The sequence below is a fragment of the Streptomyces sp. NPDC052109 genome, from assembly GCF_040680195.1.
Classification (GTDB): domain Bacteria; phylum Actinomycetota; class Actinomycetes; order Streptomycetales; family Streptomycetaceae; genus Streptomyces.
In genome coordinates this window covers 360,224-374,796 of record NZ_JBFAWF010000007.1, presented here as the reverse complement: position 1 = coordinate 374,796, position 14,573 = coordinate 360,224, and the positions used below count along the sequence as shown (strand labels likewise).

The 14,573-nt window shown below is 69.1% G+C and carries 12 protein-coding genes; 3 read left to right on the top strand and 9 right to left on the bottom strand.

Features of this window, described 5'->3' with window-relative positions; all coding sequences use genetic code 11:
- The coding region (locus AB0L59_RS18165) for a maltotransferase domain-containing protein (RefSeq protein WP_365584358.1) at positions 1-746 on the bottom strand (746 nt) is incomplete at its 3' end.
- A 331-nt stretch (positions 747-1,077) separates the two neighbouring features.
- On the opposite strand from AB0L59_RS18165, the gene AB0L59_RS18160 reads away from it, so the two are divergent.
- Positions 1,078-3,696, top strand: coding sequence for a glycosyltransferase family 1 protein (locus AB0L59_RS18160; RefSeq protein ID WP_365584355.1), 2,619 nt, complete (start codon positions 1,078-1,080; stop codon positions 3,694-3,696).
- 21 nt (positions 3,697-3,717) lie between these two features.
- Here AB0L59_RS18160 and AB0L59_RS18155 read toward each other — a convergent pair whose 3' ends face one another.
- Entirely contained in the window at positions 3,718-3,897 is a 180-nt protein-coding gene (locus tag AB0L59_RS18155) for a DUF397 domain-containing protein (RefSeq protein ID WP_365584353.1), read from the bottom strand.
- Between the two features lie 8 nt (positions 3,898-3,905).
- On the bottom strand, positions 3,906-4,742 hold the full coding sequence (locus AB0L59_RS18150) for a helix-turn-helix transcriptional regulator (protein WP_365584350.1): 837 nt from the start codon (positions 4,740-4,742) through the stop codon (positions 3,906-3,908).
- A 181-nt stretch (positions 4,743-4,923) separates the two neighbouring features.
- On the opposite strand from AB0L59_RS18150, the gene AB0L59_RS18145 reads away from it, so the two are divergent.
- Positions 4,924-5,346, top strand: coding sequence for an ATP-binding protein (locus tag AB0L59_RS18145; protein WP_365584347.1), 423 nt, complete (start codon positions 4,924-4,926; stop codon positions 5,344-5,346).
- Positions 5,346-6,254, top strand: a complete 909-nt coding sequence (locus AB0L59_RS18140) for a hypothetical protein (RefSeq protein WP_365584346.1) — start codon at positions 5,346-5,348, stop codon at positions 6,252-6,254. Before AB0L59_RS18145 ends, AB0L59_RS18140 begins: the two co-directional genes overlap by 1 nt.
- Before the next feature lie 165 nt (positions 6,255-6,419).
- Here AB0L59_RS18140 and AB0L59_RS18135 read toward each other — a convergent pair whose 3' ends face one another.
- The 6 genes from AB0L59_RS18135 to AB0L59_RS18110 all read right to left on the bottom strand — a co-directional run bounded on the left by AB0L59_RS18135 (position 6,420) and on the right by AB0L59_RS18110 (position 14,570).
- Positions 6,420-7,244, bottom strand: coding sequence for a hypothetical protein (locus tag AB0L59_RS18135; RefSeq protein ID WP_365584343.1), 825 nt, complete (start codon positions 7,242-7,244; stop codon positions 6,420-6,422).
- A gap of 730 nt (positions 7,245-7,974) precedes the next feature.
- Complete coding sequence (locus AB0L59_RS18130) at positions 7,975-8,124, bottom strand: hypothetical protein (RefSeq protein ID WP_365584340.1); 150 nt, start codon at positions 8,122-8,124, stop codon at positions 7,975-7,977.
- Positions 8,125-8,251: 127 nt separating this feature from the next.
- Positions 8,252-8,641 (bottom strand): Imm50 family immunity protein, encoded by a 390-nt coding sequence (locus tag AB0L59_RS18125; RefSeq protein ID WP_365584337.1) that lies wholly within the window; start codon positions 8,639-8,641, stop codon positions 8,252-8,254.
- 6 nt (positions 8,642-8,647) lie between these two features.
- A complete protein-coding gene (locus AB0L59_RS18120; protein ID WP_365584334.1) occupies positions 8,648-13,348 on the bottom strand; it encodes a putative T7SS-secreted protein in 4,701 nt (1,566 codons plus the stop codon).
- Entirely contained in the window at positions 13,348-14,004 is a 657-nt protein-coding gene (locus tag AB0L59_RS18115) for a hypothetical protein (protein ID WP_365584332.1), read from the bottom strand. Before AB0L59_RS18115 ends, AB0L59_RS18120 begins: the two co-directional genes overlap by 1 nt.
- Entirely contained in the window at positions 14,001-14,570 is a 570-nt protein-coding gene (locus AB0L59_RS18110; protein ID WP_365584329.1) for a hypothetical protein, read from the bottom strand. The genes AB0L59_RS18115 and AB0L59_RS18110 overlap by 4 nt, the downstream gene beginning before the upstream one ends.
- Positions 14,571-14,573 lie beyond the last annotated feature (3 nt).

Below are 14,573 nucleotides of genomic sequence, written 5' to 3'. Positions count from 1 at the left end.
TACCAGGAGCCGTACAGGGCGCGTTCGCGCTCCACCAGCAGCGGCATCGGGTCGGAGGCGGTGACCAGCTCCCGCAACGGATGGCGGGTCAGAAGATCCGTCACCTCCGGCGCCAGCGCCGCCGCGAGACGCCAGGCGGCCGGGCGCTTGTCGTCGCGCAGGGCCGCCACCACCTCCAGCACGAGCGGCCGGCCGTCGTCCGGGACTCCGGCGGCCGCGCGCTCGTACAGCCGCGCGCCCTCCTCCAGGACCAGCTCGGTGTCGATGCCCGCCGGGATCTTGATGCCCGCGTGGTGCCGCCAGGTGGCGACCGGGTCGGACCAGGCCTCCACCGTGTACGTCCACAGGCCCGGCTCGCCCGCGGTGACGGTGGCGCCCCAACGGTCGGTGCCCGGGGCGAGTTCACGCATCGGCGTCCACGGTCCGGCCCCGCCGGCGGGGCCGCGCAGCACCACGTTCGCCGCGACGGCGTCGTGCCCCTCCCGGAAGACGGTGGCGGACACCTCGAACGACTCACCGGTCACGGCTTTGGCCGGCCGGCGACCCTGCCGGACCACCGGGCGGACGTCGAGGACGGGGATACGGCCGACGGTGGTCGCCCCGGAGCCGGGCGGGGGATCGGCGGGACCGGGCGGGCCGGGAAGGTCGGTGGCGGCCTTTACGGCTTTCTTGCCCGTATTTTTCTTTGCTGCTGCCTTGGCCTTGCTGCTTGTCGGGGGTGCTGAGGATTGGTGCCTGGCGGGCATGACCGCTCCTGTCCGCGTCAACGAGGGTGTGGGCGGATGGATGTGGGGAGGTGGGTCCTGCGGTGGTGCTGTGGGACGCCTGTGGGGTCGTACCGGAGGAGCCTTCCCACCCTGTTCGGGTGGGCAATCCGGAACTTTGTTAACTACTCACGCGTATGTCCACCCGCAAGACCGGCCCCTTTTTACCGAGTGCCCGCCGACCGCCCCTTAACGCCCCGACACCCCCGCCGTGCGCGTCCCCACCGACCCCCGGGTAACAACTACCGTCGAGGGTGACGACGAGACGTACAGCGCCGTGCGTCTCACTCCGCAACGCGTCCGAGGTGGAAGTGTGAAGGCGATCCGTCGGTTCACCGTCCGTCCCGTTCTCCCCGAACCTCTCCGGCCGCTGAGCGACCTGGCGCGCAATCTGCGCTGGTCCTGGCATGCGGAAACGCGCGACCTGTTCCAGTCCGTCGACCCCGAGGCCTGGGCCGCGGCCGGGGGCGACCCCGTACGGACCCTGGGCCGGGTACGCCCCGCGCGGCTGGCCGAGCTGGCCGGGGACCGGCGTTTCCTGCGCCGCCTCGGCGCGGCCGCCGACGACCTCGACGACTATCTGACCGGCGGCCGCTGGTACCAGACGCAGGCGGCCGGGATGCCCGCCGCGGTCGCCTATTTCTCCCCGGAGTTCGGCATCACGGCCGCACTGCCCCAGTACTCCGGCGGCCTCGGCATCCTCGCGGGCGACCATCTGAAGGCCGCCAGCGACCTCGGCGTACCGCTGATCGGCGTCGGCCTCCTCTACCGGCACGGGTACTTCCGGCAGACCCTGTCCCGCGACGGCTGGCAGCAGGAGCACTACCCGGTGCTCGACCCCAACGAGCTGCCCCTCACCCAGCTGAAGGAGGCCGACGGCGCCCTGGCGCAGGTCTCGCTGGCGCTGCCCGGCGGCAGGGCGCTGCACGCCCGGATCTGGCTGGCCCAGGTCGGCCGGGTGCCGCTGCTGCTCCTCGACTCGGACGTGGAGGACAACGACCTCGGTGAACGCGGGGTGACCGACCGGCTCTACGGCGGTGGCAGCGAGCACCGGCTGCTGCAGGAGATGCTGCTGGGGATAGGAGGGGTCCGGGCGGTGCGGACGTACTGCCGGCTCACCGGGCACCCGGAGCCGGAGGTGTTCCACACCAACGAGGGGCACGCGGGGTTCCTGGGCCTGGAACGGATCGCCGAACTGTGCGCCGGGGGGCTCGATTTCGACTCGTCCCTGGAGGCGGTGCGCGGGGGCACGGTCTTCACCACCCACACCCCCGTCCCGGCCGGCATCGACCGCTTCGACCGGGAGCTGGTCGCCCGGCACTTCGGGCCGGGGGCCGAGCTTCCCGGCCTCGACGTGCAGCGCATTCTGACGCTGGGCATGGAGACGTACCCGGGCGGCGAGCCCAACCTGTTCAACATGGCCGTGATGGGCCTCAGGCTCGCCCAGCGGGCCAACGGGGTGTCGCTGCTGCACGGGCACGTCAGCCGGGAGATGTTCGCGGGCCTGTGGCCGGGATTCGACGCCGAGGAGGTGCCGATCACCTCCGTGACCAACGGGGTGCACGCCCCGACCTGGGTGGCCCCCGAGGTGCTGCGGCTGGGCGCCCGGCAGGTCGGCTCGGAGCGCGCCGAGGACGCGCTGAGCGTCGGCGGCAGCGACCGCTGGGACTCCGTCGCCGACATCTCGGACGAGGAGATCTGGGAGCTGCGCCGCACCCTGCGCGAACAGCTGGTGCTGGAGGTGCGGGAGCGGCTGCGGGCGTCCTGGCGGCAACGCGGCGCCGGGAACGCCGAGTTGGGATGGATCGACGGGGTGCTGGACCCGGACGTCCTGACGATCGGCTTCGCCCGCCGGGTCCCGTCGTACAAGCGCCTCACGCTCATGCTCCGCGACCGGGACCGCCTGATGGAGCTGCTGCTGCATCCGGACCGCCCGATCCAGATCGTCGTCGCCGGCAAGGCGCACCCGGCGGACGACAGCGGCAAGCGCCTGGTCCAGGAACTGGTCCGCTTCGCCGACGACCCACGCGTGCGCCACCGCATCGTCTTCCTCCCCGACTACGGCATGGCGATGGCGCAGAAGCTCTACCCCGGCTGCGACGTCTGGCTGAACAACCCCCTGCGCCCGCTGGAGGCCTGCGGCACGTCCGGTATGAAGGCGGCACTGAACGGCTGCCTCAACCTCTCCGTCCTGGACGGCTGGTGGGACGAATGGTTCCAGCCGGACTTCGGCTGGGCCGTCCCGACGGCGGACGGCGCCGCCACCGACGCCGACCGCCGCGACGACATCGAGGCGGCGGCCCTGTACGACCTGCTGGAACAGCGGGTGACTCCGCGCTTCTACGAGCGGGGCCGGGGCGGGCTGCCCGACCGCTGGATCCAGATGGTCCGCCAGACCCTCACGCTGCTCGGGCCCAAGGTGCTGGCCGGCCGCATGGTCCGCGAGTACGTCGAGCGCCTGTACATCCCCGCCGCCCAGGCCCACCGCGCCCTGACCCGGGACACGGCCAGTGATCTGGCCGCCTGGAAGTCCCGGGTCCGGGCGGCCTGGTCCAGGGTGAGCGTCGACCACGTGGAGACGACGGCGCCGACGGCCACGGCGGAACTGGGGTCGACGGTGGGGCTGCGGGTGCGGATCGGGCTCGGCGAGTTGTCGACGGACGACGTGGAGGTCCAGGCGGTCTCCGGCCGGGTGGACGCGGAGGACCGCATCACGGACGCGACGGTGGTCCCCCTGAAACCGACGGGCGCGCCGGACCTCGAGGGCCGGCTGGTGTACGAGGGCCCCCTGTCCCTGGACCGCACCGGCCCCTACGGCTACACGGTCCGCATCCTCCCGGCCCACCGCCTGCTGGCCTCCAGCGCGGAGATGGGGCTGGTGGCGGTGCCGTCCGAGGACGGTGTGGAGGGGGCGGGGGTGCTGCTGCGGTAGGCGCGGCTGCCGAGGATCGCGCTACGGGGTCTTCTTCAGGGCTTCGATGAAGCGGGCGAAGGATCCTGCCGGGACGGTGAGGGTGCCGGCGGCCGGGTCCTTGGAGTCGCGGATGGCGACGTGCGTGCGGGTGTCGGCGACTTCGACGCACTCGTTGCCGTCGCCGGGGCCGGAGTAGGACGACTTCCGCCAGTTGTCCATGGGACTCCTCATAGTTCCTTCGCCAGCCGGTGGATGAACTCACGCGACCGTTCGGGTCCGAGTGACGCGGCCTCCACTTTACGGAAACTCGTTCGGTAGGTGTTCAGCTGAGCCTCGGAGTCAATGAAGGCCGAGCCGTGAAGGGCGTCGCGGACCACTGTGTCCAGCTTTGGCAGGGGACCGCCCACGTACGTCATCGTGCTGGAGGCCCTGGCGAAGCCGTCCAGGTCGAAAGGGATGATGCGCACGGTGATGTGGTCCGCGTCGGAGAGCTCGAGGAGCCGGGCGAGTTGGGCCCTTGAGGCGGCGCGATCACTGACCCTGATCCGAAGCGCCGCCTCGTGGATCACCGCTTCGTACGGGACGGCGAACTCCTGGCGCCGTTTCCGGTGCCGGATGCGCAACTCCAGTTCCTCACCGGTCAGCTCCGGCAGCCTGGACGCGAAGACGGCACGGGAGTAGTCCTCGGTCTGCAGGAGGCCCGGCACGTACAGGATCGCCACGTGGCGCAGGAACCGGGCATGGTGCTCCAGCTCGGACAGGTCCAGGAACGACGTGGGGAGCAGGCCCCGGTACTCCTCCCACCAGCCGCGTGTCCTGTCCGTTGCCATCTCGACCAGCGCGTCCACGAACTCCTCGTCCGTACAGGCGTAATGGGAGGCGAATCGCCGCAGCCGCTCCTCGCTCACCCCGATGAGCCCGGACTCGATGTGGCTGATCTGGACCCGGTTCATCCCGAGCAGAGCAGCCGACTGGACGGCGGTGAGCCCCGCTGCCTCGCGCAGTCGGCGCAGTTCGAGCCCCAGGCGCAACTGACGTGCTGTTGGCTCGCGCCTCTGGACCATGAGTTGCTCCTGACTCTTTCGGGGGGCGGATCACGCGATCAGCTTGCTGCGGATAACAGGTTACCCTTACCGTCGGTGACGCAACGAACACACAACGGAAGCGCACCGCCCCGTCGTGCCATGACGGGGGCGGCAGGCCACCGCTGCGAAATCCTGACTCACCGAACGGAGTTGATGACGCATGCCCGAGAACGAGCCCGAGTCCTGGGACTACACCCTGTACATCCCGAACGACCTCAGAGCGGTGACGGTGTGCCGTCGCACGCTGCGTCTGATCCTGACGGTGCACGGTCTGATCGGGCTGGCGGACACGGCGGAGCTGCTGGCGGCGGAGCTGGTGTCGAACGCGGTGCGGCACACGAAGGGGCCGGCTGCGCTGAGGGTGCGCCGTACCCCGGAGGGAGCGGTGTGGATCGGGGCGTGGGACACCGACCCGGCGCCACCGGACCCGCCGCGCCCGCTGGAGCAGGTGGCGGAGCTGGAGCTGGAGGAGGGGCGGGGGCTGGGGTTGGTGAGGGCGTGCGCGCAGTACTGGGGGTGGCAGCCGACGGCGCGGTTCGGGGACCGGGGGAAGTACGTGTGGTGTGAGCTGGGGGTGGCGTGATGGTCGGCTCGTCGCATGAGGCGTTGCACCGGATCTTCCAGAAGGATCCGGCGCTGCTGACGCGGGCGTTACAGCGGGTGCTGCACGTGCCGTTCCCCGAGCCGAGGGAGATCGCGGCGCTGAACATCGACCTCACCGAGATCGAGCCGGTCGAGCGCCGTGTGGACACCCTGCTGCGGGCGGAGACGGACGAGGGCACGTATCTGCTGGTGGTGGAGTCGCAGGGGAAGGTGGACGAGCGCAAGGGGGGCAGTTGGCCGTACTACCTGAGCTACCTGTATGAGAAGTTCCGTTGCGAGCCGGTGCTCATCGTGATCACTCAGAGCAGTGCTACGGAGCGCTGGGCCTCGCGTCCGATCCGGCTCGGTTTCCCGGGCTGGGAGTCGCTGACGGTACGGCCCCTGGTACTGGGCCCGGACAACGTTCCCGTGATCGCGGACGAGCGGCAGGCGGAAAAGGACGTCCCCCTTGCGGTGCTCTCGGCCATGACACACGGGCGTGGCCCGCAGGCACCGGCCATACTGGAATCCCTGGCCGCCGCCCTGCGGACGATCGACCCCGACAGTGCCGCAGTTTTCGTGCAGTTCGTCGACTCCTGCCTGGTTGATGCCCAGGCGAAGCAGATGTGGAGGGATCTGATGACGGCGATCCAGTACTTCTGGCGACACCCGCTCGCGGAACAGGTACGCGAGGAAGGCCGGGAGCAGGGGCTGGAGCAAGGGCTGGAGCAGGGGCGCATCCAGGACCGCCGGGAGATGACCCTGCGCATCCTGGAATGGCGCGGCATTCCCGTGCCCGACTCCGTCCGCGAGCGCGTGATGAACTGCTCGGACCTCGATCAGCTGGAGGTCTGGGCTCAGCGGGCGGTCCGTGCCACGGACGCGGCGGAGCTGTTCGCCGAGGAGTGAGGAAGCGACCGTCGGGCCGCCCTCGACACACCTCGCTCCAGCACGGGGGAGAAGCGAGCGAGCGGCCCGGAAGAGCGGTGGCCCTGACCGGGGTTGGGCCCTACTGAACTTGAATGGGTGATGTCGGGTTCGGCTGACGTGCGACAGCCCGGTCGTCCTGCCTTATCAGCGGCGAGCCGGTTGTAGGCGCTCGATTCGGTCAAGGTCGCCGGCGAGAAGGCTCCGGTGGCTGATGGTGAAGTCTCCGTTGAGCAGGGTCTGCCCTTCGCCGTAGTACCGGCCCACAACGGCGGTGGGAAGGAAGCCGCGCAGGCTGTGGCGCATGTTCCTGGAGTAGTCGACGGGTTCGCCCCAGCCGGCAGGGGCTTGGTCGGTGGAAAGCAGGACCCAGTGGTCCACGGTCACGGCGGCGTCGAGGTCCGGTGCCGCTCCGGTGTGGCTGTCCAGGGCCGGCACGGTCAACTGGTCGGGGTCGAGGGGCGGGTACCACAGCAGCAGGGGCTTGGCGCGTTGCGCGTCGGCGTTGTCGAAGCAGCACACGGCGATGGTGTGGTCAGGAAAGTGGTCGGCGTAGAAGCGCAGGAGGTCCGAGTCGAGGTCAGGACGGCGGTGCGGCGGCACTTGTTGCAGCGCGGTGGGGACTGCGGTGGGGTCGGTGGCCAGGAGCACCGTGTAGACGTCGTGGTCGAAGACCTGGACGGGGTGCGGTTCCGCGCTCATCCACGCGATGTCGTCGGCTCCGGCGGCGACGGGTTTGACAGCGGCGACCATGCGGCGCAGGACGTCGCCGGTGCGCCCAGCGGAGAGGAAGTGCCTGGGGGTGAGCTGCGTGGTGGGCAGGTGCAGCAGCATGGCGTTCGGGCCGTCCGCCAGATTGACGGCGGTATTCTGGTAGCCCAGGACGTGGATCAGGCCGTGCATCGGGTGGTGCTGCCTTCCGCAGTACACGATCGTGCCGGAGAACGCGGCTTCACCCGTCGAGATACACATGGTGGAAAGGTACCGCTCAAGCGTCCGGGATGAGTTCGGTGGCGGCGAGGCAGGCGTCGACCAGGTCGGGGCGGTACTGGATCTGCTTGAGCCTGCGCTTCACGGACCGGGTGATCTGCCCGAGGTCGGCGGCGGCGAGACTGCCGGGATCTCCCGTTTGACGAGCGACCTGATATCCTCCGAAAGGGCGTCATAAGACAGCATGAGCGAGTCGCCCTCATTCCCGTTCCATGTGAGTGTGCGTGTGCCACTCTCATCGGTCTCCGGCAATTTGCCGAGTGCGTTGAGGATCTCCTCATCGTCAGGTATGGCAAATTCTCGATGCAACTCCGCATCCCTCTTTCGGCGCTCTCGGCAATGGCGTCGTGCGTAGACCGCATGCTGCGGCGGTACTTGATCGCCGGTGGTCGCCGTGCTGGCGATCGACCCGGAAAGTGCCGCAGTCTTGGTGCAGTTCGTCGACTCCTGCCTGGCCGACGCCCAGGCGAAGCAGATGCGGAGGGATCCGATGACGGCGACCCAGGAGTTGTTCGCAGGCCTCCCTGTACTGGGCCCAAGCAGACGAGTGCGGCGGTGCCGAGGGAACGAACGCCTCGCACGGGCCGCCAGGGTTGACGACGATCTGGGGCGGATCGGTCGGCTGCCACACCTTGGCGAACCACTCGAGGTACTTCCAGCCGAAGACGCGGTGGGGCTCCGGCGCGGGGAGCATGCCCTCGGTGTACACGGCCTAGATCCGGCCGCCGGCGTCACGGGGATGGTGCCCGAAGGCGACGTGCGTGGCGCTGGGCGTGGCATCCGCCTTGTCCTTCGGTATCTCGAAGAACAGCCTGCACTGCGCGAGCGTCCGAAAGTACGCCGCCCAGTCACCGAACGACATGAGACTCGCTGACCTTCCCTGCGCTTGTCGCGCTACTCACTTTCACAGTACCGATCTCCAGTTCAGGTGCGTGGGTGAGAGTCGCAGGTGAGGACTTAGCCGCGAGGAAGCCATGTCGACTACCCGTTCACGGTTCGTTGGCGTATGCGGTCAACTTTGAGATGAACGCCGTGTCGGCAGTGGCCCAGATGCGTGTCGCGGCTGACATGACGTTGAGGCTGATGCCTTCCTCGCCAGTAAGGGAAATTTCTGCCGATATGGCCGTCCCGAAGCCTTCCAGTGTAACCTCTCTGACCCCACTGAATGAGATTTCAACCTGCAGAGTATTGAAGCCCTGAGCCGCCCATTTGCGTGGGGGCTGGTCTGGGTAACGAGGCAGGTCCAGACGCAGCTTCAGGGTCGGTCCATCCTCGTGGAGGACAACCTCGTGTAGGTGCACATCGATGAGGTCCGGAGGGTTGCCCTGGTAGATGGAGGTGATGCCCACTGGATTGTGCAGCAAGGAAGCCCATGACATGCTGGCTCAGCCTTCCGGCTCGGGATATTCGTAATGCTGTGCTGTCCCTGGAACCTTACCGGTACGCGGATTCTCCCATGGACGCACATTGAAATGAGAGCCTTGGTCGCCTACTCCGCCTTCGCCGTAGTAGTGCCCGTACCCATGGTCTTGGATGATTACTCTGCTTCCGTCGCTTCGTGTGAATACATACTCCCGTGTCATGACCGGATTGTGAGAGGAGTCCATGACTTGTTGCCCTGTTCGGTCAGTCATGGGCACCCTACGGATCGCGTCTGGTTGCTGAGACATGGGGATGCCCAGGTCACGTTTCGCTTCTCGGAAGGCGGCGTTACGAGTTGGCGCATACCTATGTGTCGGAGTTTCGGGGCAACCTTCCGTGGGTGCGAGCCCGAGGGGGTCCCCCCATGTCTGCGGGTTGTGAACATAAGCGGATGGATTGGGAGCGGGACTGAGCCCCAAGGGGTCAAGGGTGAGGTATCGGGCCGTCTCGGGATCGTAATGGCGGAAGTAGTTGTAGTGGAGGCCTGTTTCGGGGTCGTAGTACTGGCCTGGGAAGCGTAGGGGCGTGTACGTGGTGCTGTTCGCCGCCCACGCCGTCGTTCCCCACAGGGTGCTTCGGCTGCGCCAAGCGATGTCGCCCTGTTCGTCTATGAGCTCGTTCGGGGTGCCGACCAGGTCGGTGACTATGGCGAAGAAGCGGGAGTCGATCTCCTCTTGGGGCGCGTCGGCCGTGGTGATGCGTTCCGTCTGGGTCAGGGGGCGGAGGCCCTGGTGGTCCCAGGTGAGGGTGACCGGGTTGGGGAGGGCCGACGATGTTGTCGTCTGTTCGCAGAGGGTGGTGCCGTCCCAGGTGAAGTCGACCCGTTCCAGGACCGTTTCCCCGTCGGCTGCTAGGCGCAGCTTTGCCGTGCGGCGGCCCAGGGGGTCGTAGGTGTAGCGCCAGCGGGTGCCGTCCGGGGTGACTACGGAGGTCAGTCGGTCCTCGGCGTCCCATGCGTAGCGCCAGGTGTCCGGCTTGCGGGAGAGGCGGGTCTTCTGGCGGAGGGTGATGCGGCCGAGTGGGTCGTGTTCGTAGCGGACGTTGCCGGCTCGGGTGATGCGGGTGCCCATGTAGGCGCGTGGGCCCGTTGCCTCCTGGCCCGGGTGGTCCGACGGCCAGGACGCCTGGGTCTGGTTGCCTGCCTCGTCGTAGGCGTATCGCTCCGTCCAACCTGCCGCGTGGACCGCCGTCACTCTGCCCGTCGCGTCCAGGTCGAAGCGGCGGGTGCCGGACAGGTGGTCGTCGATGCCGATCACGTTGCCGTCGGCCCGGTAGGTGTACGACCGGTGCTGGATCAGACCGCCCTCGGCGCCGGTCACCGACTGGGTGGTCAGGCGGCCCACCGCGTCGAAGGTGTGCTCGAGAGTGATCGTTTCGGCCATGCGACGGGTCAGTTCGCGGCCCGCCTCGTCGTACGTGAAGTCGATCGGCCGGCCGGACGCCAGCATGTTCGTGCGGTGGCCTGCTGCGTCGTAGGACCAGGTGGAGACCGCGCCTGTCGGGGTCGTGCGGCCCGTGCGACGGCCCAGGGTGTCGTACGTGTACGTCACCGTGCGGTCGTCGACCGTCTCGGAGACGAGGCGGCCGTGGCGGTCGCGCAGCAGGGTCAGGGTGGTGCCGTCCGGGCCCGTGGCCTGGGCGAGTTGGTCCGTGAAGTCGTACGCGTATGTCGTCACCTGGCCTGCCGCGTCCTTGCGGAGCACCTGGCCCAGTTCGCTGCGTTCGAAGGAGGTCACCTGGCCGAGGGCGTTCCGGCGCGCGAGCAGGCGGCCTGCGGCGTCGTATGCGTAGGTCAGTGTGCGGTCGTCGAAGTCCTTCTCCGACAGCAGGCGGCCGGCCGGGTCGTACGTGTACTCCCAGGTCAGGCCATGCGGGTTGGTGACCTTGGTCAGGCGGAGTTCCGCGTCGTGGGCGAACTCGTAGCGGACACCGTCCGGGCCCGTGCGGGCCGTCAGCAGGTCGAAGTGGGTGTACTCGAAGTGGGTGACGCCGCCCAAAACATCCGTGTGGCTGGTGCAGTTGCCCTCGCCGTCGTACGTCCACGTCTCCGTCGTGCCGTCGGGAGCCGTGCGGCGGGTCAGGTGGCCTTCCACCGTCCATTCCAGGTGCGTGGTCGCGCCCGTGGGGTCGGTGATCACGACCGGGCGGCCCAGGGCGTCCCGTTCGTAGCGGGTCACCGCGCCCAGCGGGTCCGTCACCTGCACGGGCAGGCCCGCGCGGTCGCAGACCACCGTGGTCGTGTGGCCCAGAGGGTCGGTCACGGACGTCAGGTGGCCGGCCTCGTTGTACGTGAACCGGGTCGTCCGGCCCGCCGGGTCCGTCACCGAGGTGCGGTTGCCCCGGTCGTCGTACGCTTGACGGATCACCGTGCCGTCCGGGTTCAGCAGCTTCACCGGCCGGTCCAGGGAGTTGTACTCCGCCCGGGCCTCGCGGCTGTCCGGGCGGACCACCCGGGTGAGCTTGCCCGCCTCGTCGTACTCGAACGTCGTCGTGTGGCCCAGCGGGTTCGTCGTGGAGAGCAGGCGGTGGTGGCGGTCACGGACGTAGCGGGTCGTCGAGCCCAGGGCGTCCGTCTCCGCGACCACCTGCCACGTGCTGTTGACCAGGTAGCGGCGGGTGTGGCCCTCGCTGGTCGTGGCCGTCGTGGTGCGCAGGCCTGTCGTGGGGTCCGGGTCCTCGTAGGTCAGGCGCAGGGTCATGTGGCCGGCCGAGCCGCCCTCGGCGACACAGCGGTCCTGGTCGTCGTACTCGTAGCTGTAGCTGCGGTCGTTCGTGTCCGTCCAGGACGTGACCCGGCCTCGGTCGTCGTAGGTGAAGCGCAGGGGCAGGCCGGAGGAGTTGAAGACCTCGGTGAGGTTGCCGTCCGTGTAGGCGAAGCGTTTCAGTTCCTCGCCGGTGGAGGACAGGTGGTACGCCGTGATGCGGCCCGCGTCCGTGGTGATGCGGACGCCCTGGCCGGAGCCGGCGAACACGCCCACAGGGGTGCCCTCGGCGTCGTACTCGAAGGAGATCCAGTTGCCGTTGCGGTCGTCTATCTGTTCCAGGACGGCCAGGCTGTCGCCTCGGTCGGCGAAGTGCCGCACCTGGCCGGTGCGGGGGTCGGTGATCGTGTAGCCGCCGTCCACCCGGTCCAGGGGGAGCCGTGGGCCGTGGCTCGCCACGGTGGGCACGCCCGGTGCCGGGTGCGGGTACGACAGGAGGAGGCCGTCCTCCGTGACGTGGACGACTCCCTCCGCGTCGATCTCCAGGCGCTGGTCCAGGGTGGAGGACCAGGAGGGGCCGAACCAGCGGCCGTGGTGGTAGCCCGATTCCACGCGCCGTTTCAGGAGCAGGGGCAGTACGCCGGTCAGGGTGACGTCCGTCTGCGGCAGGTACATCTTGCCGGTGGCGAGGTTGATCGGGTCGGTGCCGCCGTTCTCCGTGCTGCTCTCGTCGTGCGAGTGCTGAGGCGGGTCCTCGTTCACCGTCTCCCGGGGGGTCTTCCCGGCCGCGCCCTCCGCGCCCTCTCGGCCTGCCACCCCTTCCGCCGCCTCGCGGGCGATGCCCGCTTCCGCCGCGTCCCGGGCCAGGCCCGCCTCCACGCCGATGCCGTCGGTGCCGAGGAACTGAGGGATGAGACGGCCGCCGAACTCGGACGGGTCCTTGCGGAACTCGGTCCACATGTTTTCCAGCGTGCGTTCGGGGTGGGCGGACGTGGAGACCAGGCCGGAGAGCGTCATGCTGACGTTCTGCAGGTAGGCCGCCGGGTGCGTGAGGTTGTAGGGGTCCATCGGGTTCAGGCCGCGGGCGAAGTTGAGCAGGCCCGCGCTGCCCTTGAGGACGCCGCCGACGACATGGGTGAGTTCCGTGTTGGCGGCCTGGTAGCCGTCGGTGAGGTCATGGCCGAGGCGCTGCAGGGGCGGGGGTTCGGCCGGAGCGTGCGCGACGGCGGCCTTGACCTTGCCCTGGGCCTCCGAGGCGGCGGTGTTGCGCTGTTTGCGGGCCGCGGCGAGTCTGTGGGCGGCGGCCTGGATGTCGGCCTTGCCGGGGTCGTGGAACGGCTCCGGTTTCGGGCCGGGGTCCTGGTTGGCCTTGACCTTGGCGTTGTAGGCGTCGACCTTCTTGTTGTAGCCGTCGACCGCCTCCTTCGAGGCCTTCACGCCCTTGTCGTAGAGGGTGATCGCCTCCTTGGCCTCGCCCTGTGCCCACTTGACGGTGTCCGCGTACGACTCCAGGGCCCCGGCCGCCGTGTCGCAGGACTCGGCCGCCTGCGCCCACTTGGCGGGGTGCACGCCGAACTTCTTGCGGAAGGCGTCGCCGGCCTGCCCCTTCCAGCCTGAGGAGTCGACCTTCCGCATCCCCTGGCCGACCTTGTCGAAAGCGGCGTGGAAGTCCCTGAGGTGCTTGGCGCTCTCGCGGATCTTCGCCGGATCTCCGTGGACCAGGTCCCTGGGGTCGTCGCTCTGGCCGAGCTGCTGTTCGCCCGGGGTGGCGCCCAGGTCGGAGGCGACCTCGTCGCCCCAGTGCTCCACGTCATGGGCCCAGTCGTGCGCCCCGACCTTGTCCAGGCCCTCGCCGATCTTGTCGGTGGCGTAGTCGACGCCCTCGCCGAGCTTCTTCTTGCCCTCGTCGTAGAGGTGCTCGGCACCGCCCAGAAGGGAGTTGGTGACGTCCCCGAGTCCCATCAGCCCTCACCGCCCTGCTCGGCGGCCTTGGCGCGGGCGTCGGGGGAGGGGCCGAAGGTGTCGTCCAGGTACTTGTTGTAGTCCTGGTCGGAGACGCCGAAGGCCTTGTGCAGGTCCTCGGGGTCCAGGCCCGGCACCGGTCCGAGGGTGTGCGAGGTCATCACATCGCGGCCGGCGTCCTTCCAGCCCTGCGCGCTGTTGGCCAGGGCCTTGTCGAGGGAGGCCTGGCTGTAGTCGACGTTGCCGCCGTACACACCGGAGGTGGCGATGTCGCCCCAGCCCATCTTCTCCACGTCCGCCTCGGAGGCGTACGGATTGCCGACGGCCGCGTTCTCGACGACCTTGAAACTTCCCTTCACGTACTGCTCGGTCTCGTAGTAGGTGCCCGCCGACAGGCCCGTCTTCAGCGCGAATCCGTTGCCCTCGTCGATCAGCGACCGCACACCCCACTCCCAGCGCTCGCAGAAGGACTTGAACTCCCCCGTCAGCCCCTCGTGGCCGAGTTCCAGGCCGGACAGGGCGATGTCACCGAAGCCGCGCCCGGCCCCGGCCTCGCCGACCATGCCGAGTCCCTTGAGCTCTGCCAGCGCCTCGGTCAGGCCCTTGGCGATCAGGCTCAGGCCGTCCGTGGACAGGTCCTTGCCGCTCCCGGTCATTGCACATCCCCCGTTCCGCTGTCGATGTCCACGGCCGCCGCATCCGGCACGATCCCCGCCACCGGCGGGAACAGCACGCCCTCGTCCTCGCTGCCCGCGTCCAGCGCGACCCCGCACGGCGCCCCGACCGCCGGGACCGCCGCGTCCAGCAGCCGGGCGCCCAGCCACCGCTGGTACGGCCACTCCCGGTCTCCCTCGCCCCGCGCCACCGCGTAACGGGCCAGGGCCGCCTCGTTCGAGAAGGCGAGGATCCAGCGGATGCCACCGAGGTCCGCCACCAGGGGCGCGTCCTCCTCGTCCACCGGCACCAGTACGGGCGTACGCCGGAAGCGGCCGAGAAGGATGGCGAATTCGCGGCGTCTGCGCCGGACTTCGTCCGCTTCCGAGAGGGCGGCCGGGGCGGTGGCGGGAGTAAAGGAAAGTGACTGCTCCGGCAGAGACGGGGTGTTCGAACTGCTCGCCGCGGGTGGTGGTGTGTTCTGCGGACTCGTGACGTCCGCGTAGTCCGACAGCCGTGACCTGCGTATACCTCCGGCCGGGCCGGCGACACCCCCGTGTTCTGCCATACG

Excerpts from the sequence above, each read along its gene's own strand:
- AB0L59_RS18130 (WP_365584340.1), bottom strand. The coding sequence starts at position 8,124 with ATGTCGTTCGGTGACTGGGCGGCGTACTTTCGGACGCTCGCGCAGTGC.
- AB0L59_RS18115 (WP_365584332.1), bottom strand. The coding sequence starts at position 14,004 with ATGACCGGGAGCGGCAAGGACCTGTCCACGGACGGCCTGAGCCTGATC.
- AB0L59_RS18155 (WP_365584353.1), bottom strand. The coding sequence starts at position 3,897 with ATGGACAACTGGCGGAAGTCGTCCTACTCCGGCCCCGGCGACGGCAAC.
- AB0L59_RS18110 (WP_365584329.1), bottom strand. The coding sequence starts at position 14,570 with ATGGCAGAACACGGGGGTGTCGCCGGCCCGGCCGGAGGTATACGCAGG.
- AB0L59_RS18120 (WP_365584334.1), bottom strand. The coding sequence starts at position 13,348 with ATGGGACTCGGGGACGTCACCAACTCCCTTCTGGGCGGTGCCGAGCAC.
- AB0L59_RS18150 (WP_365584350.1), bottom strand. The coding sequence starts at position 4,742 with ATGGTCCAGAGGCGCGAGCCAACAGCACGTCAGTTGCGCCTGGGGCTC.
- AB0L59_RS18135 (WP_365584343.1), bottom strand. The coding sequence starts at position 7,244 with ATGTGTATCTCGACGGGTGAAGCCGCGTTCTCCGGCACGATCGTGTAC.
- AB0L59_RS18140 (WP_365584346.1), top strand. The coding sequence starts at position 5,346 with ATGGTCGGCTCGTCGCATGAGGCGTTGCACCGGATCTTCCAGAAGGAT.
- AB0L59_RS18145 (WP_365584347.1), top strand. The coding sequence starts at position 4,924 with ATGCCCGAGAACGAGCCCGAGTCCTGGGACTACACCCTGTACATCCCG.
- AB0L59_RS18125 (WP_365584337.1), bottom strand. The coding sequence starts at position 8,641 with ATGTCATGGGCTTCCTTGCTGCACAATCCAGTGGGCATCACCTCCATC.